Genomic DNA, 21,781 nt, shown 5'->3' on the forward strand with positions numbered 1-21,781 from the left:
GTTTATTATGCCCGTGTAGAGGCAATAAAATTACACAAAGTTTTAACCGAGTAAAAATGCTTTTTACTGTCGTCGGTATTACCATCAATTTTTACGTCATAAGCTTTTTTTATCGCAACGCCTAATTCAAGAGCGTCAATAGAATCAAGGCCTAAACCATCAACGAATAAGGCTTCTTCGTCGTTGATGTCTGATGCTTCAATATCTTCAAGATCAAGAGTTTCAATGATTAGTTGTTTTATTTCAGTGCTTAAATTACTCATGTTTTAATTTTTCCTCGTTAAAATAAGCTTGTAAATCGCGGGTTAGTTGCCTTACAGTGTTCGTTACATGGCCACCTTCTAGATAAGGTTCTATTTCATAAACCGGTAACACGCGCATTTTAAAGGTAAAGCGACGGTCAGTCACCTGATACCACTTCTGCCCTTTAGTCAGTGTAACTGGGGATACATTTATCAAAATCGGTAACATATCTACTTCAGTACGAAGCGCAATGTTTGCCACGCCCCGTTTAAATTTCCATGGCTGGCCAGGGACACTTCTCGTGCCCTCTGGGAATACAATTAAGTTATTACCGCGGGCAAAACTTTGCTGACACTGATTTAAAAAGTATTCAGGGTCAGCATCATTGTTAATATAACCTGTCGCCTTGACCACACCTTTTAAAAATGGATTTTTCCAAAGGTCAGCTTTAACGACGCAATCAGCATTTCTGACAATTGAAATTAAGACCACTACATCTATCAAAGAAGGATGATTAGCAATCATTAACTGCCCTTTAGCATTTTTTATTGCATCTAACTTATCAAGATCAATTCGTAAAATACCAACTAGACGCATATAACCGACAAAAAACTTAAATGAATAATGTACAGAGGTACGCGCAGCTTGATTCCTTTCATTGATATCAGCATAAAGTAAACGCTGGATAGAAAATACCAACATAGATAAAACCAAGCCGCCACCGCTAAATAAGGCAAACGCACTGCCCGTGGCAATTACGCGGTATATTTTAACTAGTGTGGCTTTCATGCGCGGCTTAACTGCCATTGATAGCGTTTTGATTCAACTGTCAGTTGCTCCGAAGTCGAAAAATAAAAACGCAAAAAGTCAAAACCCTGAAGCTGCCCTAACTCTGAAGCTTTCTCATTCACTTCAAATTCAAGATTAAATCCATTTTGTCCCGTGCTTTTTTCAATTAACAAACCAATAGCTAGATTATCAGCTTGTTGTTGCACATAAGCTTGATAGTGTTCTGGTACTGCTAAGTCACTATAGACGTATAAAATACGGTCGTAATTGTAAGCATGTAATTTTGAGACCGCATCAACCAAGCCCATAAAAAAACTGTCTTCGCCAGCTGACACAGCAGACAAAGGCGCTTTATTACCGGTAAAGATGCTAAATAAACCACCTACAGCGTTATGAACAGATAAACCAAAATGGGTTGGAGACAGTGCCTCTTTACTTGCTACATCAGCAATTAATTTGCTTGTTTTGTGTAAATCCCCATGGCGAGATGAAAATACGCTAGGTACTGTTTTTTCATATGATTCACAGGCAGCAAGTGCGCAATGCAGCGTAATTTTAGCAAACGGACTAAGACGCCTGCGCTGCATAGCTGGCATTTGTTTCAATTCAGGAAGAGTTAACGTTTGGGTGTTTAAACTACGATTATTAGCAAACGCATACCAATCCTCGGTACTAGCTTTACCGTCGCCCCAAGCAACACATTTTTTTACAGCAAATTTCAACGTAACAATCCCTATTACAAAGGCGATGACAAAAAGAGGCTAGATTCTACAGCCCAGCATGCTCGGATTCAAGTAGAAGACACTAATCTTTGCCACGTTCGCTGGAAAAACCAGCATTTTCCACTATTTTCACTGAACATTGACGTATTTTATCATCTTCATGCCACACTACTAAGATGGCATTATCAATGATACCATTTTCCATGTCAGCTTTAGCTAATAGTTGATTCTTTTTCATTCCTGACTTATCTGAGCCGATAAACAAATTAGGGCCATTAATAAAATAAGCATTAGCAATATAATAATTAGCGGCATTGCCTACACTAGCGACGAAGCTAAGCGGCTTTATGGCTTCACAGTCATGAACATCAATCAGCATAGATTGCATTAAATCACTAGAGAAATAATCAGCACAACTGTATAAGCCAGTCCGCGAGGTTAATTCAAGACCATCTTTTGCCCTAAAAATTGTCAGTAAGGCAATCAATGTAAATGCATCCATCCTACGAACCGCTAAACCTGTTTCTTGTTTTACCTGCTGACGTAGTGCTTTTATACAGATTGACTTATCTAAACAGACTAATGAGTTTGCAAGTACGTTCATCATCTAAACCTTATACCTTTGCATCACTAACGCTGCATTATTTCCACCAAAACCAAAGTAATTAAGTAGCACCGTGTTTACCTGCGTAAAGTCTGGCTTTACATAAAACGGCCACATTAATTCTTTGCTATCGTGAGCATAACTTGCCACTGCGTAATTTTGTTGTTGCTGACATTGGTGGTACAAGGCTATTTCGATAACACCACACGCTCCCAAGGTGTGACCTGTAAAAGGCTTGAAAGCGATTAAAGGTGGTTGGTGCTGGTTAAAAACCCTTGTTAATGCGTTGCACTCTGCTTCATCGTTACCAAGCGTTGCTGTGCCATGTACCTTAACAACATCAATCTCACTAGCACTAATACCGGCATCGCTAAGGGCATCGGTGATCACTTGCGCAATATGACTGCCGTCTTCTTGCGTCATAGTTAAACTGTAAGTATCACAAGCAGAAGCACCACCTAACAACTTGAGCTGACACTGCTCAGCTGCGTTTTCAGATAGGTACAATGCAGCAAGGCCTTCTCCTAACACCAGACCGGAGCGCCCTTTAGCAAATGCGGCTAAGCCAGATTGACTAATCAAATCTAGCGACTTAAACCCTTCGACTGTTAAAGGATTATAAAACTCACAGCCAATGACTAGCGCATTGTCTATTTTACCTTGGGCAATTAAGCGTGTTGCGTATAAACATGCATTAGCGCTAGCGGTACAGGCCGTACTAAAAGTAAATTCTAAGTCATTGAGGCCATAACGCTGAACTAAAGCACGATTTATTTTATTGGTCGTAGAGAGCCAAAGTTCATCACTGGCACCAATATCAACTGCACTGATATCTAATGATGTTGAACCTAAAAACAAAGATGTGGCTTTAAGATCCTCTGCAGTTAATGAAAGTTTTGCAAACAGCGGTAATAACAATTGATCAAAGTAAGCTAAAATGTCGCCAAACTGACAATTGTCTATTTCATTTCTAAATGATTTAAACGCCACTACTTCACTTTCGTTAGTCTGTACTTTATTGCTTGTTTCAGTGCCTAGCGTTGCACACATCACTTCACTGGCATTTAAATAGACACTGCGTAAAGCCATTATTTTTTGCGCTCACTAACAATAAAATCAACAATAGTATCAATAGACTGCAAATGCTTACGAGTTTCTTTCGAGCCCTCAACTTTAATACCAAAATGTTGCTTTAGTACTAAAGATAATTGCAATGCGTCTAATGAGTCTAAATTTATGCGTGACTGACTACCAAATAAAGGCTCTGAGTCGATAATGTCTTCAGGGGCAAAATCATCTTCTTTGTCACACTCGGTAATAATCAGCTGCTTTAATTGTAATTTTAGCTCGGCTAATTCCATATCAAATTCCTCATTTTTTTATTAAATATCCATAGAGCGGCACTAAAGCATGACAATGAAAAACCCCAAAGTAATACACTATAATGCCAAAAACTGTGTGTCATTGTCTCGCCCATTATCAACCTTAAAATTTGTGCTGACCAATACATAGGCGAACCATTTGCCAGTGCTGCAAGATTGCTTGGCATGATCTCAAGCGGTACCATAAATCCACTCAATGCCGCTAGAATGATATTCACCCCTCCCCCAACAACAATAGCTTGCTCATAGCTTGATACTAAACTGGCTAAAAGTAATGCAAAGGAGATAGCCGCAACACTCAAACTGATTAATGCAATCACAGACAAGCTCAAGCTGTTTAGAGATAGTAGTGGCAAGTCTAAACAATACGGGATCACCAAACAGCCTATTAACGCTAATAAAACTGTTTGCACTAAGCTTACGAGTGTATAGGCACATGCTTTATTATAAAAGTAACGCGCCATGCTAATAGGGTAGGTTTTTAACCGCACTAATGTGCCATTATTTCGCTCGTTTATAAAAGTTAAAGAAACTGGTAATACAATAAAATACACGCCAAACACCCACCATGCAGGAATACTATTTAATGCTGAGTTGTGTAGCGCTTTTGCTGGCGTATCGGCAAGTAAATAATTGACATCAGATGCTGTGATTACTGCGTTTATTTGCTCATCAATAACAGCATCAGTGTTTAAATCACCAGTTTCGAGCATATATAAATAAAGTTTCAGTTGTGCCAAACACGCTTTCACTTTTTCTCGCAGTAATAAACGTGTTTGTGGGGCAAGATCATCACTTATAATAAGTTGTAACCGGCTTGTACCTTGGCGCATAAGGATTTGTTGATCAAACTGCTGATGGATAATCAACTGACTAACTTGCTCGGTTCTGCTTTTATTAACGCTAATAGTAAACCCTTGTGCTTGCAGTAACTTAGTAATAACCAAGCTGTGTTGGCTATTATTTTCACCCGCCACTGACAGTACCAAGTTTTCCTGTATACTTTGTTGTGACTGACTACTTGCCATGGTCATAATAACCATGAAGACGATGGGCATAAGCAATAATACCGCTAAACTGTGCAAATCATTAGCGATTAAGCGCGCTTCTTTTTTCAGTGTGTGAATTAACATGCCTGCTCCGAAAACAACGCCCGATAAAGCTGCTCAATTTGGTTATCAGAAAAATTAACAGACTTTATTTCATCACTGAGCTGACTTAAAGCGCTAAAAAGACTGCCAAGTAGCTTGGTGTCTGAAATAGTCAACTGATAGTGAGCCTCATTAACCACTGTTAATTGCTCTGTAAATAACGCTAACTGCATCTGAGATAAACGGTTTGTAGTAGTAAAGTTAAGCGTGAGTTGAGCATTGTTAATAGCTTGGTTGGCGACAACTTTACCGTCTTTTATAAACACTACATCGTCACATAATTGCGCCACTTCGTACAACAAGTGTGAGGTGTAAACCAAGGTTTTTCCTTGTTTTTTTAAATCCTGCAACAAACTAATAATGGCATCACGAGAGAGCGGATCGATTCCCACAGTCGGCTCATCTAAAAATATAATATCAGGTTGTTTGCTCAGTGCGATTGCGATATTTAAACGCCGTTTATAGCCACCTGAAAGTGTACTTGCTCGTTTATTAGTAACCGCTTGTAAATTGCAGGCAGCAATTGCGGATTCAATATACTGAGCATGTAAACGGCGATTTTTTTCACTTATTGCAACAAAAAAAGCAAGATTATCATACACAGTTAGCTCTTCATAAAAGGCAAAATCTTGTGGTACTAAAGCCACTTTTTTTGCTATTGCTTGTTTTAGGCTTAACTGTTGATAATGCGGGTACTCTATCCGTCCTGCAGCAGGGGCTAACAAGCCAGTCATTAACGAAATTAATGTCGATTTACCTGTGCCATTTGGGCCTAAAATAGCGGTGCATGTACCTTGTTTTAACTGCAATGAAACAGCATCAACCGTCAACCGTTCAGCCCCTTTGTAAGCAAAGCTAAGTTGTTGTAGTTCCAAGATGATAGGAGCTATTTTTGCCATAAGGTATCCTGCGCCATGATTACTGTCCTTGTTGTTATTTTTAATTATAAGCGTTGCGCAAGGTTAAACGCCTCGCCAATAGCCCGTTGTAAATCTAATTTTTCGGCTTTTAATGCACCACCAATATAGCTTACAGGAATAGTGAGTTCATCTAGCTGCTGATGATTACAAGGTAATACGGGTTCTTGCCCACTACAAATCACAACATGGTCGACCGCCAAAATCCGCTTTCTTTTTCGTACGCTGATATGTAACCCTTGTTGATCAATTTTAGTGTAATTTACCGCAGCTAACATCTTAACACCTTGATGTTTTAAATGTTCACGGTGGATCCAACCTGTGGTTTTCCCCAAGTCAGCCCCATGCTTTCGTAATTTTCGCTGTAATAAGTACACTTTAGGTGCTGTATCAGCACTGCCTGCTTTCGGCTGTTTATTTATCACACCACCGGGTGAACTCACCGTTAAATCAATGCCCCATTGATTCGAAAAAACCCGCGCAGATTGTTGCATACTGTGTCCAGATTGATTGCCAGTAATAAAACTAGCAACATCAAAACCTATGCCACCAGAGCCGACAATCGCCACATTGCCTTTAATCGGCACACTACCATCTAACACTGCTTGATAGCCGACCACTTTCGGGTCATCAATTCCCACAATATCAGGTGTATAGCCCTTCACCCCAGTAGCAACAACACAATGATCAAACTGAGCCAAGGTTGCAGTATCCGCTTGAGTATTCATGCAAACTTTCACATTAAGGCTCAATAAACGATTTTTAAAATACCGTAATGTTTCTTTAAACTCTTCTTTACCCGGAATATTTGCCGCTAATAAAAGTTGCCCACCAAGCTGGTTTCTTTGTTCAAACAAGCTCACTTTATGTCCTCGCTCAGCAGCATATATTGCGCAGGCCATGCCCGCAGCCCCACCGCCGATTATAGCTATCTGTTTACGGTGTGTTGCTTTAACTATCGGCATTAAGGTTTCATTACATGCGCGAGGATTAACAATGCATGAAGCGGGTAAATTAACAAAAATATTATCGAGGCAAGCCTGATTACAGGCTATACAGGTATTGATCTGTGCACTTTGGTTGTTATGTGCTTTGGCTACAAATTGGCTGTCAGCTAAAAATGGTCGCGCCATGGAAATAAAGTCAGCGTGTTCGTCCGCTAATAATTGCTCTGCGACTTCCGGGGTGTTGATACGATTACTGGTGATCACCGGCACCGAAACCGCCGCCTTTAAACGTTGGCTCAATGACGTAAATATCGCCCTAGGAACACTGGTTACAATAGTCGGCACGCGTGACTCATGCCAGCCTATGCCTGAGTTGAGCATATCGACTCCAGCATCCACAAGCGCATGTGCAAGCTGTAATACCTCAGAAAAAGTGCTGCCATCTGCAACTAAATCCAGTAATGATAACCTAAATACTAATAAAAATTCAGGGCCTACGGCTTGGCGAACCTGTTTTACAATTTCAATCGCAAAACGAATACGATTTTCATAACACCCACCCCACTCATCAATGCGCTTATTGGTCGCTTTAACAATAAACTGGTTAATTAAATAACCTTCTGAGCCCATAATCTCAACGCCATCATAGCCTGCTTGTTTAGCAAGTTTTGCACATTGCGCAAAATCATTAATTTGTTTTTCTATTTCAGCGGTGGTTAATTCTTTTGGCGTGTAAGGACTGATGGGTGCCTGAATGGCCGATGGCGCGACTTGCTGAGGCTGATAGCCATAACGACCGGCGTGGAGTATTTGCATGCATATTTTAGTTCCGTGTTGTTTTACGGCATCTGTTATGAGCTTATGCTGTGCCACCCCAGTTTGGCAATCAAGTACACTTCTATTTGGTGCCAGTATGCCTTCGGGATTCGGAGAAATTCCCCCTGTGATTATTAAACCGACCCCACCCTGTGCACGTTCACCGTAAAAAGCAGCGAGACGAGTAAAGCCATCTGGTAGCTCTTCTAAATTTGTATGCATAGACCCCATTACCACGCGGTTTTTCAGCGTAGTAAAAGCTAAATGATAAGGGGCAAATAATCGACTGAATGACATACAAACTACACAACTGTGGTACAAAACCGCGCTAGAGTAGCAAGCTTTGATAATGACTGCAAAAATAAGCTACTTATTTTTCTTCGTAGCAAATAAACAGTATATTTTACATACAGGAATTAAAATAAGGGCTTGTTGAATAGCTAAACCGGCATTATGATAAAACTCAGTTAACAGATAAAAACGTTTGTACCCTCTGTTTTTATTAATTTTATTTTACTCTACCAACAAGGAATGGTTATGTTTTCATTCAAGCCTTTAATAATTGGCTTAGCTTTAGCAAGCTTATCAAGCTCAGCATTTGCCCTAACAACAATAGAGCAGCGCGATTATGATCGTTTAGTTTCTGGTGATTTAACCGAAGTAAAAAAAGCCGCACAATCAATAGTCGCTAATAATACCAACAATGCTCAAGTGTTAGATGTACTAGCCGAATTTGTCGCACAAAACTATTTACATGCACCTGATTATCAACTCGATACCATTGCATGGGCGTGTCGCGCACTAGGTGAAACAGGTAACCCACGTTACCAAGAGTTACTCGCTAGCATTGTAAACAGTGATGCTCATAAAAAAGTTCGTAAATACGCGAAACGCTCACTAAAAAGCTTACCTTCTACTGATGCGAGCCAATACGTTGTTGGTAGTATTGATTTAAATAGCATACAAAAAGCGCCTGCTACAAACAATTCATCATTAACTGGTGATGATAAAGCAATGTTTGATATTGCTTCAGGAAATTTGATTGAAATCAAAATGCTCGCGCAAAAATACACCACAAGTGGTATTCCTTCGCAACAAGTTGGCGACACCCTGGCTGAATATTTTGCCCAAAACTACAAAACGGGGCAACAACATCAATACGATACACTCGCATGGATATGTAAAGGCTTAGCAACAGATAAAAACGGTCGCTATAAAGCCTTAATTGAAGATGCCGAAGAAAATAGTCCTATTCGTGCAGTGCGTAAGCATTGTCCTGACGAAATCGAAGGCAAAGGCCCTTACTATCAGGCAGGTACGGTTGACCTAATAGAAGTAGAAAAACAACTACAATAATACGGGGTCTGTAGACGTTATAGGTCAACAAACTTGATAACAACGCCGCATTTTAGCGGCGTTTTTTATTGTTCACTTTAATTTGAATCTCGCTATTTTGTCTAAACTCAAAGACAGCATCTTCAGGGGATGGCTGGCCAAACATCAAATTTGGGTTATTTGAAAAGCCAACAGGTTCTTTGGGTATCGAACTGCCAGCTAAGTCTAGCTCACCATTACCATTTAAATCCTGAAAAAATCGTACACAATAACTGCCTGCTTGCAGTGAAGTTGACTGCTCCAATGAGCTGGCTGAAACGACTACTTCTTGCGTGACTAGATTAGGTAACTCTTGCCAGCTTAAAGCCACATTACTGCAATCAAGAATTTGATAATGCACCGTGCCAGTGACCTGTTTAAATTTGGCAAATGAGAGCTTAAGTGTGTATTGCTCCTTCGCGACACCTTGACTCATCATTAAGCTGATGGCTAATAATCCAATGAATTTTTTCATGCCTATACGCTCCTTTCTATGGCTTGAGTACCTATATCTAGGTATAATAACGGACTTTTAGGAAGTTACAAAAGGTTAAAGGATGCGTAAAGTTCTCGTTATTCACTACTCACAAACGGGTCAACTCACTCAAATAGCAGACTCTATCGTCTCACCGATTCAAGGCGGTGAAGATATAATTGTCGACTATCTTAATTTAAAACCAAGTAAGCCTTATCCTTTCCCTTGGCCCTTTTTAACCTTTTTCCATATCTTTCCCGAATGCGTAAAAATGGTTCCGCAGCCAATGGATCTTATAGAGTCTGCCCATGATGACTACGACCTGGTTATTTTAACTTATCAAGTATGGTTTTTATCGCCTTCGTTACCTATATCTTCGTTTATGCAGTCTGAACAAGCGATTAAGCTACTCAACAACAAACCTGTTATTACTGTAATAGGTTGTCGCGGAATGTGGCTGAGTGCGCAAGAGAAAATGAAGCAACTACTGAGTAACGTAAACGCAAGGCTAATTGATAATGTTGTACTAAGTGATGAATGCGGCACCGGTTTTAGCTTTTTAGCCACACCACTTTGGATGTTTTCTGGGAAAAAGAAATCTGTATCTTGGGTGCCAGCAGCGGGTGTAGCAAAGCACGAAATAACCGCAGCAAGTCGTTTTGGCGTTGCTATCAAAAAAGCCTTATTAACCTTAGATCCGGGGCACACATTAGATAAACCCGTGCTTAAAGGGCTAGGCGCAGTCAAGGTGAACGAAAAGTTTATAGCTAGCGAACGTGTAGGCCAACATAGCTTTAAAATATGGAGTAAAATTTTAGCTACACTTGGCCCGATGCATTCAACGCGCCGAAGTTGTGGGCTATTGATCTATGTGTTATTTTTGCTGACCTTAATCATTACTGTTGTGCCAATAACAGCACTCATAAAAAAATTAATTGCCCCCTTAACTAGAAAAAGAATAGCCAAGCAAAAAGCCTATTTTGCTGAGCCATCTGGAGAGTAACCGTCCGTTATGGAAAATGCTGTATATATAAATAACTTGCACGCTGTCTTACCCAACAGACCTGTAAGCAATAAAGAAATGGAAGTCGTTTTAGGTGAGGTTGGCGGACAACGCTCCCGCGCAAAACCCGTTATATTACGAAGCAACCAAATAAAAACCAGATACTACGCCATTGACCCCGAAACTGGTGAATACAACTACACCAATGCGTCATTGGCTGCGGATGCAGTGCGTGGTTTGTTTAATCAGCAAGGCGCACAACTTGAACAACTTGATTGCTTAGTAGCAAGTACGTCAATGGCTGACCAAATCATGCCTAATCACGGTGTGATGGTTCATGGCGAGCTTAAAAACCCTAGCCTTGAGGTCATCTCAACCGCCGGTATTTGTTTATGCGGAATCACCGCACTTAAATACGCTTATTTAAATGTAAAAGCAGGCGAAAGCCAGCACAGTGCAGTGGTAGCCAGTGAGCTTGCTTCAAATGTCATGCATTCGCGTAATTTTAATGCTGAGAGCGAACATAAAGTTGCAATGCTAAACCAAAAGCCTGAAATCGCCTTTGAAAAAGATTTTTTACGTTGGATGCTTTCTGACGGTGCTGGTGCTGCATTATTAAGTAACAAAGCCAACGACCACGGCTTGTCTTTACGTATAGACTGGATTGATGTCACTTCGTATGCTGATCAACTCGAGGCATGCATGTACGCCGGTGCTGAAAAAGTTAACGGTAAGCTAAAAAGTTGGACACGTTTTGATTCACAAGAGCGCGAACAGCACTCTATTTTATCAGTAAAACAAGACGTAAAACTGTTAAATGAAAATATTGTAAAATACACTGTAGAAGACGCACTGAGCAAGATAGTTCAAAAGCGAGGCATTAAAGCCTGTGATTACGACTTTTTCCTGCCGCATTATTCTTCGGGTTACTTTCGTGAGCGATTATTCGATGGTCTTTGTAATATAGACTTCCAAATTCCGTACGATAAATGGTTCACAAATTTAACGAAAAAGGGCAATACTGGCTCTGCGTCTATCTTTATTATGCTTGATGAACTGTTTAAATCAGGTCAATTAGCTGATGGACAAACACTATTGTGTTATGTGCCTGAAAGCGGCCGTTTTTCTAGTGCTTTTATGCAGTTAACCGTGATTAACAAATAATGTGAGTCGCCTGTGAAAAAACATGATGTGCCACAAGACAACAGCAAAACCTATCAAGGTCAAAACAAACTTGTTTACGCCGTGGATGAGCGCGGCCATTACGAAGGCGTAAAATCATCGGGTTGGGAAGTGGAAAGTTTTGCTACCCAAATGGCTGTTGACGATTTAAACGAGCAAACCAACGAAGCCCTAGCACAAGCGCAACGCGGTGAAGTGTCGCCATTAGCTTATCATATGTTAGCTAGGCGCTTCGATATTCCCACACTCGCTGGTGCCAGCGGTTTTTTTCAATGGCAAATTAAACGTCATTTACGCCCAGCGGTGTTTGCAAAATTGTCTGATAACAAACTTAATCGCTACTGCGACACCTTAAAAATTAGCCGCGAAGCATTGCTGACTTTGCCCTCACAATAGATACTTTCATGCCTGATATTATTTTACCAATAAACCACCAGCAATCTTCGCATTGCGAAACTGGCGTAGTTGCTACGCTATTACAGAGCAAAGGCATAAACATGAGCGAGCCTATGGCATTTGGGCTTGCATCGGCGCTTACTTTTGCTTATTTACCTTTTGTTAAAATTAGTGGTATGCCATTAATCGCCTACCGCATGCCACCGAAAACCATCATCAAAAAGATATGTAAAAAGTTAAATATAGAATTAGAAAGCCGCAAGTTTTCAAATCCTGAAGCAGGTATGCAAGCACTTGATAAGGAGCTTGTAAAAGGCAATTTAGTGGGTCTGCAAAGCTCAGTTTATTGGTTACCCTACTTCCCTGAGGATATGCGTTTTCACTTTAATGCCCATAATTTGGTGGTGTATGGTAAAACCGAGCAAGGTGATTACTTGATCAGCGATCCAGTTTTTGAGAACCCTGTTACTTGCGCATACGAGGATTTAAAAAATGCCCGCTTTGCCAAAGGTGCATTAGCTGCAAAAGGCTTAATGTATGTGATTCGATCAGCGCCAAGGCAATGTGACTTAGCCCAAACAATAAAGCCTGCAATAAAAAAAACCGCTAAGATGATGAATGGCTTAGTGCTACCTTACTTTGGCCTGAAAGGCATTCGCCATATGGCAAAACAAATACGTCAGCTTGATAAAAAGCCTATTAAATACACTCGTTTGTATTTAGCGCATATTGTACGGATGCAAGAAGAAATTGGCACTGGTGGTGCCGGTTTTAGATTTATGTATGCCAGCTTTTTAGAGCAAGCCAGCGAGAAAACCAACACCCCTGCATTTAAAGAATGTGCTGAGTCTGCAACCTACGTTGGTGACTTATGGCGTGAGTTTGCAATGTTAGCGGTAAAATACTGTAAAAAGCGTAGCGATATCAGTTTAAACGAAATAGCAAATAAGTTAGAACAAGTTGCAGATCAGGAGGCTAAATTAAGTAAGTTGCTATTAAACGCTGCAGCTTAAAAGTCTTATCTTCAGAACGAAAAAAGTCACCCAAGGTGACTTTTTCATACTCACTGTTCATTCATTAGCCAATTATTGAATAGTCTTGCAGTAACGGTTTTGCTGTTTTTCCAACAAAGTCGCTGATTGATAAAGCATTGATAAGTTCTACACCTTCTACTTGTTGCTCATCGCTCAGTGGCACATACGGTAATCTAAATACTGGGTTTACCGCGCCTGTCATCATCATTGCGGTGTTTATTGCAATCGGGTTTGGCTCGCAGAAAAGCCAGTTCATTAAAGGTTGTAATGAGGTATTTAAGGCATCATTTTTAGTATCCATTAACTGGCGGAACAGCCCAGGTATAAGGTTAGATGTCACCGATATTACACCGTGCGCTTTATGTGTGTGGCGTGCATCGTGCGCTTCGTCATCGTTACCTGACCAACACGCAATCCCCTGCTGCTCGTAATGGGCAATACGCTCGTTACCACCACATTCTTTTATACCAATTAAATTAGGGTGTTTTGCTAATGGCTCAATAATATCTGGGGTTAAATCTTGCCCTGTGCGCCCTGCTACGTTGTAAATAAACGCAGGGCCAATATCGAGTACACGTTTAAAGTGCTCGTTAACACCGGCAATAGAGGTGCGGCCATAATATGGGTTAATTTGCAGCGCGGCGTGCATACCGCTTGCAAAGCCGTACTTAGTGGCCTTAATCGCTTCGCGGGTATTATTGCTACCTGTATTCCCTACAATTAACAGCTTATCGCCATATTTATTAGCACTGTGCGCGATAAGCATTAAATGCTCTTCCCAGTTCATTAGCTGGCCTTCGCCGGTTGTACCACCAACCACGATGCCATCTACACCCGCTGCAATTTGTATTTCAACGAGTTCATCGTACTTTGCTAAATCTATATCACCATTGGCTAAGTATGGGGTTTTAATGGCGGTAATTAAGCTTGCTTGTTTAATTTGTTCTAGGGTGCGCATAAAAATTCATTATTTATAAAACTTGCGCTATTTGTAACATACTTGCACGCATTTTTGCAGGCCTAAGCGAATAATAAACGTAAAATGGCTTGTGTTATTTAGTTTGATAATACAAAATACAAACACTGTACATTTAAACAGTGTTTGTATTTTTAACTTTAAGCGAGCCATTATGCGTTTATCTGACTACTTAACCACACATTTTTATAACACTAATGAGCTTTGCCATGCTTTAAATATTGATGCCGATCAACTAGATACATGGCAGCAGCAAAGTATTTTTCCTAAACCAAGTTATTGTATAAAAAGCCAGTTAAGTTGCAGCTCGTACTCTGGTTTGTATGAATGTGAAGAATACGATGACTATTACCCGCGCGGCTGCGTGAACTGGGGGCAAGGGCTAATAAAACAAAAAATTGAATCCTCTAGTAATGCTTTTAATTACTTTGCACAGCAGTACACGGCAAGCCTGAGTAAACTTGCCCAGCAAGGCTTTAGTTTTAATGAAGAATTATTTGGCTGCGAAATAGATGAGCATTTACAGCAAGTGTGGCAACAGTTTTTATGCAGTAAATATGGCGTACTGACACAGAACTGTTTAATTGATGAAATAGTATGTGTTGATATAGGCCGCCTACTGGTTGACGATATAACCGAATTGCGCACTAAAGGAAGTTTAAATCAACAAGAGCGCACCCAGCTTCACCCCGCGATGAAATTACTTAATAAAGCGTTAGGCCACGGCGCCGAACATGAAAAGCAGCACACACTGCGTGCCCGTTACATAGATGCACTTATTTTAAAGTACGATTTATCTATTAAATAAAAAACAGCAGTGGTTTTAATACGAGGTGGGTATTTAAAAGATTAGGTAACGCAAATGGCGGTGTATGATTACGCCGCCACTGTATTTAAATATATAAACAATGACTTAGCTTATTCTAACCGATAGATTTGTACACATCTATGTTACTGCTGGTCACTAAACCCGTTACTTGCGTACCAAAGGCTTTGAAATGTGGCTCATTTTTATGCGCTTCAAAATGCTCATTAGAAGCCCACTGCTCACTGACTAAATAAGTCGTGTGATCATCATCATTTTTAACCGATAACTCGTAACGCAGGCAACCTACTTCTTGGCGTGAATACTTTTGCAGGTTTTCGAGCGCGGTCAATACGACGTCGGCATCGATATTTTTGCTCACTATAGTGGCAATTACCGTTAACATACGCAATCCTTTTTAAAAAAATAAAGGTGCAGCTTTACTGCACCAACTATCATATTGCATTTGTGGTTATTGGTCCCACTGTGGCGCAAAATCAGGCGTTGCTTGGCGGTCGCCACAATCAAGGCTGTCTATACGGGCAATGTCCTCAGCATCTAACTTAACATGGTCGTTAAAGTTATCTTCTAAGTTTTTACGCTTAGTTGATGATGGTATGGTAGTCATACCGTTGGCATTAATCCATGCTATAACCACTTGCGCAGGTGATGCATCATGCTTATTTGCAATATCTATAATGGTTTGATCTTTGAGCACTTTACCAACTACAAATGGCATATACGCTGTAACATGAATGTCGTGCTGATCACAAAAAGCGCGTAATTTTGTATTGGTTAAATAAGGATGCACTTCAACTTGGTTAGTAAATATTTCACGAGAGTCGAGTGTCTGCATTGCTTCGTTTAAGTTGGCAATAGTAAAGTTTGAAACACCAATGTGTTTTGTTAAACCAAGCTGTTTAGCTTTTAAAAGCTCCGTTAAATACTCACTCATAGGCTCATCATTTGAAGGCGCCGGCCAATGAATAAGTAATAAATCAACAGAGTCTACTTGTAACTTTTCTAGTGACTTTTCAACGCTGGCAATAAAGTCAGTTTTGTTAAGCTTGTTGTTCCACACTTTGGTGGTTAAAAATATTTCGCTGCGCGGAATATTGCTGTCTTTTATGGCTTGCCCTACTTGCTCTTCATTACCATAAATTTGCGCAGTATCAATATGACGAAATCCTACTTCTAACGCCATTTTTACTGAATTGTAGGCGGTGTCGCCCTCTAAACGGAATGTTCCCATGCCTAAATCTGGCATTTCAATTACACGTTGTGTCATGGCTCTATCCTTATAAAATAATCGGTTAAAAAACAAGCTCTGTAGCTTTACGAAATACACCTTTTACTTCTATTGTGTTGTCATTTGAAAATCAATGACCTCAATATAGGTAATGAGGCCATTAATTTAAGTTTCAACCTTAACAAAAGATACTTTATGCTTGCTGAATTTCACGTCTATCAAGCATGCCGCTGTAACGGGTTGCAATTAATGCTAATGCGGAAATTACTGCGCCAATCCAAGCGGTATCTTTAACTGACATGCCCTCTACTACGCTGCCACCAATAATTGAGCCCAGCGCAATACCAATATTAAACGCCGCTATGTTTAAGCCCGAAGCGACATCTACTGCATTAGGAGCATGCTTTTGCGCCTGTTTTACGACATAAAGCTGTAAGCCCGGTACGTTACCAAACGCAAAGGCACCCCATACTAAAATAGTCAGTACGGCCGCCACTTTTGATTCCATCGTAAAGGTAAATGCCAATAAAATAATTGTTAACGCGCTAAATATAATACTCAGTGCGCTAATTGGGCCGCGTTTATCAGCCAGATTTCCGCCCCAAATATTACCAATGGCTACCGATACACCGTAAACCAGCATGATTAAGCCAATCGCTGAAGAAGCAAAACCTGTTTGTTGCTCTAATATAGGTGCTAAGTAAGTAAACGCAGTGAACGTGCCGCCGTAACCTAAAATTGTCATTAAATATACGAGTAATAAGCGCGGCTTAACAATAACCTGAAGCTGTTCTTTAAACGTTGCAGGAATAGACTGTTTTAAGTTTTTTGGCACTAAAATAGCGCTGCCAATTAACGCGATTAGACCCAGTACCGACACCACTAAAAACGTTGCACGCCAGCTAAATTGCTGGCCAATCCAAGTACCCAATGGCACACCCGTCACCAGCGCCACAGTAAGTCCGGTAAACATGATGGCAATAGCGCTGGCTTCTTTATCTTTACTCACCAAGCTTGTGGCAATCATAGAGCCAATTGAGAAAAACACCCCGTGCGCTAAGCCTGTTAAAATACGCGCTAGTATTAATGTTTCGTAACTGGGCGCTTGCCATGCAAGTAAGTTACCTACCACAAATAAGCCCATTAAGCTTATGAGTACAATTTTACGGTTCCAACGCCCGGTTAGTGCAGTCAGTACCGGTGCACCAATGGCAACCCCAACTGCATATAAACTAACTAGCAAACCCGCTGAAGGTAGGCTTACACCTAAATCGTTTGCAATAGTTGGCACTAATCCCACTATTACAAACTCGGTTGTTCCTATTGCAAATGCGCTCAAGGTGAGCGCCCACAAAGCCAATGGCATAATTAAATCCTCATTATTAGTTAAGATCTACAGTTTGACTAAAAATGTGTTTGCAAAAAACAGCATTAGTGACAAAATACTTTTGTAATTAATGCAAAGGTAAGGTGCTCACGTTTGGCTCAACATGCAAAGACCGAAGACTTAGAAATGTTTTTAACGGTAGTAGATAGCGGCAGTTTCTCGGCAGCTGCTAATTTACTTGATCAGCAAGTAGCCAAAGTGTCGCGGGCTGTGTCTCGCCTTGAAAACACATTGCAATGTACGCTGTTAAATAGAACTACTCGCCGATTAGAGCTAACCGAAGAGGGCCACACCTTTATTAAGTATGCCCGTGATGGCTTGAACACCTTACGAACCGGTGAAGAAGCCATAAAGCTTTTAAAACAAGCCCCCAGTGGAAAATTACGTATTGATGCCGCAAGCCCTTTTGTACTTCACCAATTGGTGCCTTTAATTGCTGAATTTAATCAGCAATACCCTCACATCACGCTTGATATAACTTCCCACGACAGCATTATTGACTTGCTCGAACATAAAACAGACTTAGCAATTCGTATAGGTGAATTAAAAGACTCTAACCTACATGCTAAAAAGCTCGGCGTAAGTAAATTACATTTAGTTGCAAGCCCTAGTTACCTTAAACATACACCGGCTATTTCGCGAACCAGCGACTTAAAGCAACATAGACTCATTGGCTTTACCGACTCGCCTAAATTAAATAACTGGCCGCTAAAATCGCCCACAACTTTAAATTTTGGTTTAACTGCCAGTAGTGGCGAAACGGTACGCCAGCTATGTTTGGCAAATCAAGGCGTGGCGCTGCTTTCGCACTTTATGATTGGTGATGATTTAAAGTCAGGCAAGCTAATAGAAATACTGCCAGGGTGTATCAGCACACCAAACAACCGCGAAATTGTGCAAGCGGTGTATTACAAAAACAGTGCTGTATCGTCGCGTATAATGGCTTTTCTAGACTTTATAAAACCACTGCTCAGATTATAAGTGACGTTTTTAAGCCCAAGGGCAGTATAACTAACACCCTTAATAAACAGGAATAAAATGGACTCGTTAACACAGGTAGTTTTAGGTAGCGCAGTAGGTTACGCCGTATTAGGCAATAAAATTGGCCGTAAAGCCGCTTTATGGGGTGCTGCTTTAGGTACCTTACCCGACTTAGATGTTTTTATTCCTTATGGCGGGCCTGTAGAGGCGTTTACTTATCATCGCGGTTTTAGCCATTCGTTTATAGTGCATTTATTGATTAGCCCCCTTATTGTTTGGCTTATTTTAAAAATACACACCGGTATGCAAATGCATAAAACACGCTGGTTTTGGCTGGTGTTTTTATGTTTATCAACTCATGCATTACTTGATAGCTTTACAGTATATGGCACACAATTATTGTGGCCTCTAACCGAGTACCCTTTTGCTATTTCAAACATGTTTATAGTCGATCCGCTTTATACACTCCCCTTAATATTTGGTGTAGCGTGTACATTATTACCAAAAATAACGAGTATGTGTGCCTATAAAATCAACACGACAATGCTTGGTCTTAGCTGTATATATTTATGTAGCTCACTTATTTTAAAAGTAATTATTGACGATAAAGCCACTGCTGCTCTTTCTGACAGGCAAATACAAGTAAGCAACTATATAAGTACTCCTGCGCCACTCACCACCTTGTTATGGCGTATTGTGGTTATGTCTGATGATCAATACTACGTAGGTTACGCGTCATTATTTGATGAACCAAACGACGTAACATTCAATGCCTATAACACTGACCCCTTATTAATAAATGAGATTAGCGATGAGTGGGGAATTAAACGCTTACAGTGGTTTACTAAAGGCTTTTACAGCATACGCCAGCAGCAAAGCAATATAATACTCTCTGATTTACGTATGGGCATGGAGTGCAATTATGTATTTAACTTTGTTGTGGGAGAAAAAACCGACTTAGGTGTAAGTGTCGGTGACTTTGAAAAAATAAGCCAGCGCTCTAATTTAAGCCGTGTAAGTAAAGTATGGGATAGAATTTGGAACCCAGATATTAATCTAGCGCCACCTTTAGCAAACAAAAGCTGTGCTAAAGCGCAATGAGTACATTAAAAAAGGGCAGCAAAGTGATAATACTAACCTACCCTTTTAATATTAATTTTGATGCTCGTATTGGCCTCTATAAACCTCAAACACTTTTAGCACTGTGTGCTGCTCTTTATTAAGGTTATCAAACCAATCATCAAATAACTCGTCATTATCTTGCTCACTCAGTGCCATATATTGTGCTAAAAGCTCAATAATGTCGTTGTGTGTGCAGTCTATAGGGTTAATTTGCTCTGATAAGGCAGTGTGATCGCGCTCTCTTAGGGTTTCCATCACCCCTTGGTCTATTTGTTCTTGTTGTGCTGCGTCGCTCATAGCTTACCTCTAAACCGTAAAATTTTCTTGTTAACACTTTTTATATAGTTATAACAGCCTAAAAACTAATAGCCAGTATTTTTGGTTTAAGTGGTTATTTTTTGAATTGTTTGCGTAATTAGCCAACAAAAACCCACGTAAATGAGAGTAAAAATCATTTGCATGATTGCCGTGAACGCGATAACCTATAGTTATATTATCACATAACAACTTAAGACGTATTATGAAACCTAATATTCATCCCGATTACAATATGGTTGCTTTTCACGATACCGCTGCCGATAGCTACTTTATTATTGGCTCTACCATCAAAACAGACCGCACTATTGAGCTTGAAGGGAAAACATATCCGTACGTGCCTATAGATGTGTCTAGTGATTCACACCCTTTTTATACAGGTAAACAAAAAACTGTGGCAAGCGATGGCCGAGTCGCGCAATTTAATCGCCGCTTTAAAAACTTATCGACTACCAAAAAAGGTGAGTAATGAAAGTATTAAGCTCGCTTAAAAGCGCTAAGCAACGACCTGGTTGTCAAATAGTAAAGCGCAAAGGACGTGTTTTTGTAATATGTAAAGACAATCCACGTTTAAAAGCAGTTCAAGGAATGAAGAAAAAGTAACGCTAATTCCGTGAAGTATACGGGTAAACGATACAGGTTTACCCGTATTTTTTATTTAACAACCACAGAAAACTCGGGCTGGGCCTGAATCACTTTTTTAACCGTACACGTATTAACCGCAGCAATAAGTGCTTTTTTATATTTTTGAGGAAAGCCATCTGGTAAATTAATTTCGATAGAAAATAATTTTTTACCCTCTTCATCTATGCTCTCGTTATTTTGCGTAAGGGTCATCCCCTCAGTAGAGATTTCTCGTTGTTCACAAAATTTACGCGCATAAAAACCAGCACATAGCACCATGCTTACTAAAAAGTAATCAAACGGTTCTGGGTGTTCGGCACCTCCACCCGCATTAATACTTTGATCGCTTATTACTTCAAGACTGCCAAACTTTGCACGCTGTTTTTGGCCGTCTAACAATGACACTGAAATTTCCATTACTACTCCTTAATTACCAAACAGTAAGTCAAAAAAGCCAGGAGGCTCATGTAACTCATGATACTTCTTACGTAAATCATCAATATTTTTAAGCGCTGGCTTTGCCGAATTCAGTCCCCGCTCGTTTGCTAACTTTTTCGCTAGTCTTGCTTGCTCAATGACCTTATCAAGCCCCTGTAGAGACATTTTTGGCTTTTTATGAAAGGTCGCCCTTTTGCTGCTTTCAATTAAGGTAATAAATTTATCGATAGCCGTATTAAAGCCTTCTATATCGACTGCTTGAACTGCATTTTTATAAGCAAGACCCGTATTTTTCATATTAACTTCGAGGTCAATTTCTTGCTCAGAATAGGCCCCGTTACTAAATAAAAAAGTAAAAATTAAAACTAAAAACTTCATAGTAAAACCCATTTATAAACACCGCGTAAGTGTATCAAGTTTACGTCATAAAGTAACTTAGGGCGCATAGAAGGCTTAATAACTGTAAAGGGGCTTTACAAAACATGTGATTAACAAATATGGCTAACAAGAGTTGTAATTAAATGGTGAACAAAAGTTAAAACCACTATAAACAGAACTCAAAATAGGGACGGTAAGCCGCATTTTTTAAAAATTATTTCACATAAAAACCCTGCCTTAACAGTCACGTACCCATAAAAACAACACTAAAAACAATTTCAAAAAACAAAACAAACCCTGTAAAAACAACGGCTAAGTAAATTATTTTCATTAAATTAACATAGTATTTGAGCTTATTTTATTGTGATTTCAGCTGAAATTAGTTGTTCCTATATGCATCCATGTTAATTGTTAATGTGCAATGTAAATAATAAATAAACAGCTCGTAGTAATTAATACGCATTGCACAAG

27 protein-coding genes are annotated in these 21,781 nt (G+C 40.0%); 10 read left to right on the forward strand and 17 right to left on the reverse strand.

Annotation, left to right across the window (positions count from 1 at the left end; translation table 11 throughout):
* Window positions 1-5: 5 nt before the first annotated feature.
* The 9 genes from AN391_RS01425 to AN391_RS01465 all read right to left on the reverse strand — a co-directional run bounded on the left by AN391_RS01425 (window position 6) and on the right by AN391_RS01465 (window position 7,868).
* Window positions 6-263, reverse strand: coding sequence for a phosphopantetheine-binding protein (locus AN391_RS01425; RefSeq protein WP_055013729.1), 258 nt, complete (start codon window positions 261-263; stop codon window positions 6-8).
* The gene (locus tag AN391_RS01430) at window positions 256-1,032 is read right to left on the reverse strand and encodes a 1-acyl-sn-glycerol-3-phosphate acyltransferase (protein ID WP_235576462.1); all 777 of its coding nucleotides are present in this window, start codon (window positions 1,030-1,032) and stop codon (window positions 256-258) included. Before AN391_RS01430 ends, AN391_RS01425 begins: the two co-directional genes overlap by 8 nt.
* Window positions 1,029-1,754 carry a beta-ketoacyl synthase chain length factor gene (locus tag AN391_RS01435; protein WP_055013731.1) on the reverse strand — a complete coding sequence of 242 codons (726 nt, stop codon included), beginning with the start codon at window positions 1,752-1,754 and terminating at the stop codon, window positions 1,029-1,031. Before AN391_RS01435 ends, AN391_RS01430 begins: the two co-directional genes overlap by 4 nt.
* Window positions 1,755-1,836: 82 nt before the next feature.
* Window positions 1,837-2,361 carry a hypothetical protein gene (locus AN391_RS01440; protein ID WP_055013732.1) on the reverse strand — a complete coding sequence of 175 codons (525 nt, stop codon included), beginning with the start codon at window positions 2,359-2,361 and terminating at the stop codon, window positions 1,837-1,839.
* Window positions 2,362-3,447, reverse strand: coding sequence for a beta-ketoacyl synthase N-terminal-like domain-containing protein (locus tag AN391_RS01445; RefSeq protein ID WP_055013733.1), 1,086 nt, complete (start codon window positions 3,445-3,447; stop codon window positions 2,362-2,364).
* Window positions 3,447-3,719, reverse strand: a complete 273-nt coding sequence (locus AN391_RS01450) for a hypothetical protein (protein WP_055013734.1) — start codon at window positions 3,717-3,719, stop codon at window positions 3,447-3,449. Before AN391_RS01450 ends, AN391_RS01445 begins: the two co-directional genes overlap by 1 nt.
* Window positions 3,710-4,873, reverse strand: coding sequence for an ABC transporter permease (locus AN391_RS01455; protein ID WP_055013735.1), 1,164 nt, complete (start codon window positions 4,871-4,873; stop codon window positions 3,710-3,712). Before AN391_RS01455 ends, AN391_RS01450 begins: the two co-directional genes overlap by 10 nt.
* Window positions 4,867-5,790, reverse strand: a complete 924-nt coding sequence (locus AN391_RS01460; protein ID WP_055013736.1) for an ABC transporter ATP-binding protein — start codon at window positions 5,788-5,790, stop codon at window positions 4,867-4,869. Before AN391_RS01460 ends, AN391_RS01455 begins: the two co-directional genes overlap by 7 nt.
* Window positions 5,791-5,834: 44 nt before the next feature.
* Window positions 5,835-7,868 carry an FAD-dependent oxidoreductase gene (locus AN391_RS01465; RefSeq protein ID WP_055013737.1) on the reverse strand — a complete coding sequence of 678 codons (2,034 nt, stop codon included), beginning with the start codon at window positions 7,866-7,868 and terminating at the stop codon, window positions 5,835-5,837.
* A gap of 240 nt (window positions 7,869-8,108) precedes the next feature.
* On the opposite strand from AN391_RS01465, the gene AN391_RS01470 reads away from it, so the two are divergent.
* Window positions 8,109-8,927 carry a HEAT repeat domain-containing protein gene (locus AN391_RS01470; RefSeq protein WP_055013738.1) on the forward strand — a complete coding sequence of 273 codons (819 nt, stop codon included), beginning with the start codon at window positions 8,109-8,111 and terminating at the stop codon, window positions 8,925-8,927.
* 52 nt (window positions 8,928-8,979) lie between these two features.
* Here AN391_RS01470 and AN391_RS01475 read toward each other — a convergent pair whose 3' ends face one another.
* Window positions 8,980-9,420 (reverse strand): DUF2141 domain-containing protein, encoded by a 441-nt coding sequence (locus AN391_RS01475; protein ID WP_055013739.1) that lies wholly within the window; start codon window positions 9,418-9,420, stop codon window positions 8,980-8,982.
* Window positions 9,421-9,502: 82 nt separating this feature from the next.
* Here AN391_RS01475 and AN391_RS01480 point away from each other — a divergent pair, with 82 nt between their 5' ends.
* The 4 genes from AN391_RS01480 to AN391_RS01495 are packed head-to-tail and all read left to right on the forward strand — an operon-like array spanning window position 9,503 to window position 13,014.
* Window positions 9,503-10,423 carry a hypothetical protein gene (locus AN391_RS01480; RefSeq protein WP_055013740.1) on the forward strand — a complete coding sequence of 307 codons (921 nt, stop codon included), beginning with the start codon at window positions 9,503-9,505 and terminating at the stop codon, window positions 10,421-10,423.
* Window positions 10,424-10,432: 9 nt separating this feature from the next.
* Window positions 10,433-11,587, forward strand: a complete 1,155-nt coding sequence (locus AN391_RS01485) for a beta-ketoacyl-ACP synthase III (protein ID WP_055013741.1) — start codon at window positions 10,433-10,435, stop codon at window positions 11,585-11,587.
* Window positions 11,588-11,599: 12 nt separating this feature from the next.
* The gene (locus AN391_RS01490; protein ID WP_055013742.1) at window positions 11,600-12,001 is read left to right on the forward strand and encodes a hypothetical protein; all 402 of its coding nucleotides are present in this window, start codon (window positions 11,600-11,602) and stop codon (window positions 11,999-12,001) included.
* 8 nt (window positions 12,002-12,009) lie between these two features.
* Entirely contained in the window at window positions 12,010-13,014 is a 1,005-nt protein-coding gene (locus AN391_RS01495; RefSeq protein WP_055013743.1) for a BtrH N-terminal domain-containing protein, read from the forward strand.
* Between the two features lie 64 nt (window positions 13,015-13,078).
* Here AN391_RS01495 and dapA read toward each other — a convergent pair whose 3' ends face one another.
* Window positions 13,079-13,993, reverse strand: coding sequence for a 4-hydroxy-tetrahydrodipicolinate synthase (gene dapA, locus AN391_RS01500; protein ID WP_055013744.1), 915 nt, complete (start codon window positions 13,991-13,993; stop codon window positions 13,079-13,081).
* Between the two features lie 172 nt (window positions 13,994-14,165).
* On the opposite strand from dapA, the gene AN391_RS01505 reads away from it, so the two are divergent.
* Entirely contained in the window at window positions 14,166-14,819 is a 654-nt protein-coding gene (locus AN391_RS01505; RefSeq protein ID WP_055013745.1) for a DUF6058 family natural product biosynthesis protein, read from the forward strand.
* A gap of 115 nt (window positions 14,820-14,934) precedes the next feature.
* Here AN391_RS01505 and AN391_RS01510 read toward each other — a convergent pair whose 3' ends face one another.
* The 3 genes from AN391_RS01510 to AN391_RS01520 form a co-directional block, all read right to left on the reverse strand.
* Entirely contained in the window at window positions 14,935-15,222 is a 288-nt protein-coding gene (locus AN391_RS01510; protein ID WP_055013746.1) for a putative quinol monooxygenase, read from the reverse strand.
* Window positions 15,223-15,288: 66 nt separating this feature from the next.
* The gene (gene dkgB, locus AN391_RS01515) at window positions 15,289-16,104 is read right to left on the reverse strand and encodes a 2,5-didehydrogluconate reductase DkgB (protein ID WP_055013747.1); all 816 of its coding nucleotides are present in this window, start codon (window positions 16,102-16,104) and stop codon (window positions 15,289-15,291) included.
* Window positions 16,105-16,258: 154 nt separating this feature from the next.
* The gene (locus tag AN391_RS01520; RefSeq protein ID WP_055013748.1) at window positions 16,259-17,431 is read right to left on the reverse strand and encodes an MFS transporter; all 1,173 of its coding nucleotides are present in this window, start codon (window positions 17,429-17,431) and stop codon (window positions 16,259-16,261) included.
* A gap of 114 nt (window positions 17,432-17,545) precedes the next feature.
* Here AN391_RS01520 and AN391_RS01525 point away from each other — a divergent pair, with 114 nt between their 5' ends.
* Window positions 17,546-18,433, forward strand: coding sequence for a LysR family transcriptional regulator (locus tag AN391_RS01525; protein WP_082429290.1), 888 nt, complete (start codon window positions 17,546-17,548; stop codon window positions 18,431-18,433).
* 57 nt (window positions 18,434-18,490) lie between these two features.
* Window positions 18,491-19,534 (forward strand): metal-dependent hydrolase, encoded by a 1,044-nt coding sequence (locus AN391_RS01530; protein WP_055013749.1) that lies wholly within the window; start codon window positions 18,491-18,493, stop codon window positions 19,532-19,534.
* 51 nt (window positions 19,535-19,585) lie between these two features.
* Here the strand turns inward: AN391_RS01530 and AN391_RS01535 are convergent, their stop codons facing one another.
* Window positions 19,586-19,852 carry a hypothetical protein gene (locus AN391_RS01535; RefSeq protein WP_055013750.1) on the reverse strand — a complete coding sequence of 89 codons (267 nt, stop codon included), beginning with the start codon at window positions 19,850-19,852 and terminating at the stop codon, window positions 19,586-19,588.
* Window positions 19,853-20,075: 223 nt separating this feature from the next.
* Here AN391_RS01535 and AN391_RS01540 point away from each other — a divergent pair, with 223 nt between their 5' ends.
* Both AN391_RS01540 and ykgO read left to right on the forward strand, forming a co-directional pair.
* The gene (locus AN391_RS01540) at window positions 20,076-20,339 is read left to right on the forward strand and encodes a type B 50S ribosomal protein L31 (RefSeq protein ID WP_055013751.1); all 264 of its coding nucleotides are present in this window, start codon (window positions 20,076-20,078) and stop codon (window positions 20,337-20,339) included.
* The gene (gene ykgO / locus AN391_RS01545; protein WP_055013752.1) at window positions 20,339-20,473 is read left to right on the forward strand and encodes a type B 50S ribosomal protein L36; all 135 of its coding nucleotides are present in this window, start codon (window positions 20,339-20,341) and stop codon (window positions 20,471-20,473) included. Before AN391_RS01540 ends, ykgO begins: the two co-directional genes overlap by 1 nt.
* Window positions 20,474-20,524: 51 nt before the next feature.
* Here ykgO and AN391_RS01550 read toward each other — a convergent pair whose 3' ends face one another.
* Together AN391_RS01550 and AN391_RS01555 are read right to left on the reverse strand one after the other, a co-directional pair.
* Window positions 20,525-20,911, reverse strand: coding sequence for an OsmC family protein (locus tag AN391_RS01550; RefSeq protein ID WP_055013753.1), 387 nt, complete (start codon window positions 20,909-20,911; stop codon window positions 20,525-20,527).
* 9 nt (window positions 20,912-20,920) lie between these two features.
* Window positions 20,921-21,310, reverse strand: a complete 390-nt coding sequence (locus AN391_RS01555) for a cytochrome b562 (protein ID WP_055013754.1) — start codon at window positions 21,308-21,310, stop codon at window positions 20,921-20,923.
* Between the last annotated feature and the right edge of the window lie 471 nt (window positions 21,311-21,781).

This window comes from Pseudoalteromonas sp. P1-13-1a (genome assembly GCF_001401875.1).
In the GTDB taxonomy this organism is placed as follows: domain Bacteria; phylum Pseudomonadota; class Gammaproteobacteria; order Enterobacterales; family Alteromonadaceae; genus Pseudoalteromonas.

Excerpts from the sequence above, each read along its gene's own strand:
- AN391_RS01460 (WP_055013736.1), bottom strand. The coding sequence starts at position 5,790 with ATGGCAAAAATAGCTCCTATCATCTTGGAACTACAACAACTTAGCTTT.
- AN391_RS01530 (WP_055013749.1), top strand. The coding sequence starts at position 18,491 with ATGGACTCGTTAACACAGGTAGTTTTAGGTAGCGCAGTAGGTTACGCC.
- AN391_RS01465 (WP_055013737.1), bottom strand. The coding sequence starts at position 7,868 with ATGTCATTCAGTCGATTATTTGCCCCTTATCATTTAGCTTTTACTACG.
- AN391_RS01475 (WP_055013739.1), bottom strand. The coding sequence starts at position 9,420 with ATGAAAAAATTCATTGGATTATTAGCCATCAGCTTAATGATGAGTCAA.
- dkgB (WP_055013747.1), bottom strand. The coding sequence starts at position 16,104 with ATGACACAACGTGTAATTGAAATGCCAGATTTAGGCATGGGAACATTC.
- AN391_RS01480 (WP_055013740.1), top strand. The coding sequence starts at position 9,503 with ATGCGTAAAGTTCTCGTTATTCACTACTCACAAACGGGTCAACTCACT.
- AN391_RS01495 (WP_055013743.1), top strand. The coding sequence starts at position 12,010 with ATGCCTGATATTATTTTACCAATAAACCACCAGCAATCTTCGCATTGC.
- AN391_RS01425 (WP_055013729.1), bottom strand. The coding sequence starts at position 263 with ATGAGTAATTTAAGCACTGAAATAAAACAACTAATCATTGAAACTCTT.
- AN391_RS01540 (WP_055013751.1), top strand. The coding sequence starts at position 20,076 with ATGAAACCTAATATTCATCCCGATTACAATATGGTTGCTTTTCACGAT.
- AN391_RS01505 (WP_055013745.1), top strand. The coding sequence starts at position 14,166 with ATGCGTTTATCTGACTACTTAACCACACATTTTTATAACACTAATGAG.
- AN391_RS01450 (WP_055013734.1), bottom strand. The coding sequence starts at position 3,719 with ATGGAATTAGCCGAGCTAAAATTACAATTAAAGCAGCTGATTATTACC.
- dapA (WP_055013744.1), bottom strand. The coding sequence starts at position 13,993 with ATGCGCACCCTAGAACAAATTAAACAAGCAAGCTTAATTACCGCCATT.
- AN391_RS01455 (WP_055013735.1), bottom strand. The coding sequence starts at position 4,873 with ATGTTAATTCACACACTGAAAAAAGAAGCGCGCTTAATCGCTAATGAT.
- ykgO (WP_055013752.1), top strand. The coding sequence starts at position 20,339 with ATGAAAGTATTAAGCTCGCTTAAAAGCGCTAAGCAACGACCTGGTTGT.
- AN391_RS01430 (WP_235576462.1), bottom strand. The coding sequence starts at position 1,032 with ATGAAAGCCACACTAGTTAAAATATACCGCGTAATTGCCACGGGCAGT.
- AN391_RS01555 (WP_055013754.1), bottom strand. The coding sequence starts at position 21,310 with ATGAAGTTTTTAGTTTTAATTTTTACTTTTTTATTTAGTAACGGGGCC.
- AN391_RS01440 (WP_055013732.1), bottom strand. The coding sequence starts at position 2,361 with ATGATGAACGTACTTGCAAACTCATTAGTCTGTTTAGATAAGTCAATC.
- AN391_RS01520 (WP_055013748.1), bottom strand. The coding sequence starts at position 17,431 with ATGCCATTGGCTTTGTGGGCGCTCACCTTGAGCGCATTTGCAATAGGA.
- AN391_RS01445 (WP_055013733.1), bottom strand. The coding sequence starts at position 3,447 with ATGGCTTTACGCAGTGTCTATTTAAATGCCAGTGAAGTGATGTGTGCA.
- AN391_RS01485 (WP_055013741.1), top strand. The coding sequence starts at position 10,433 with ATGGAAAATGCTGTATATATAAATAACTTGCACGCTGTCTTACCCAAC.
- AN391_RS01535 (WP_055013750.1), bottom strand. The coding sequence starts at position 19,852 with ATGAGCGACGCAGCACAACAAGAACAAATAGACCAAGGGGTGATGGAA.
- AN391_RS01470 (WP_055013738.1), top strand. The coding sequence starts at position 8,109 with ATGTTTTCATTCAAGCCTTTAATAATTGGCTTAGCTTTAGCAAGCTTA.
- AN391_RS01550 (WP_055013753.1), bottom strand. The coding sequence starts at position 20,911 with ATGGAAATTTCAGTGTCATTGTTAGACGGCCAAAAACAGCGTGCAAAG.
- AN391_RS01510 (WP_055013746.1), bottom strand. The coding sequence starts at position 15,222 with ATGTTAACGGTAATTGCCACTATAGTGAGCAAAAATATCGATGCCGAC.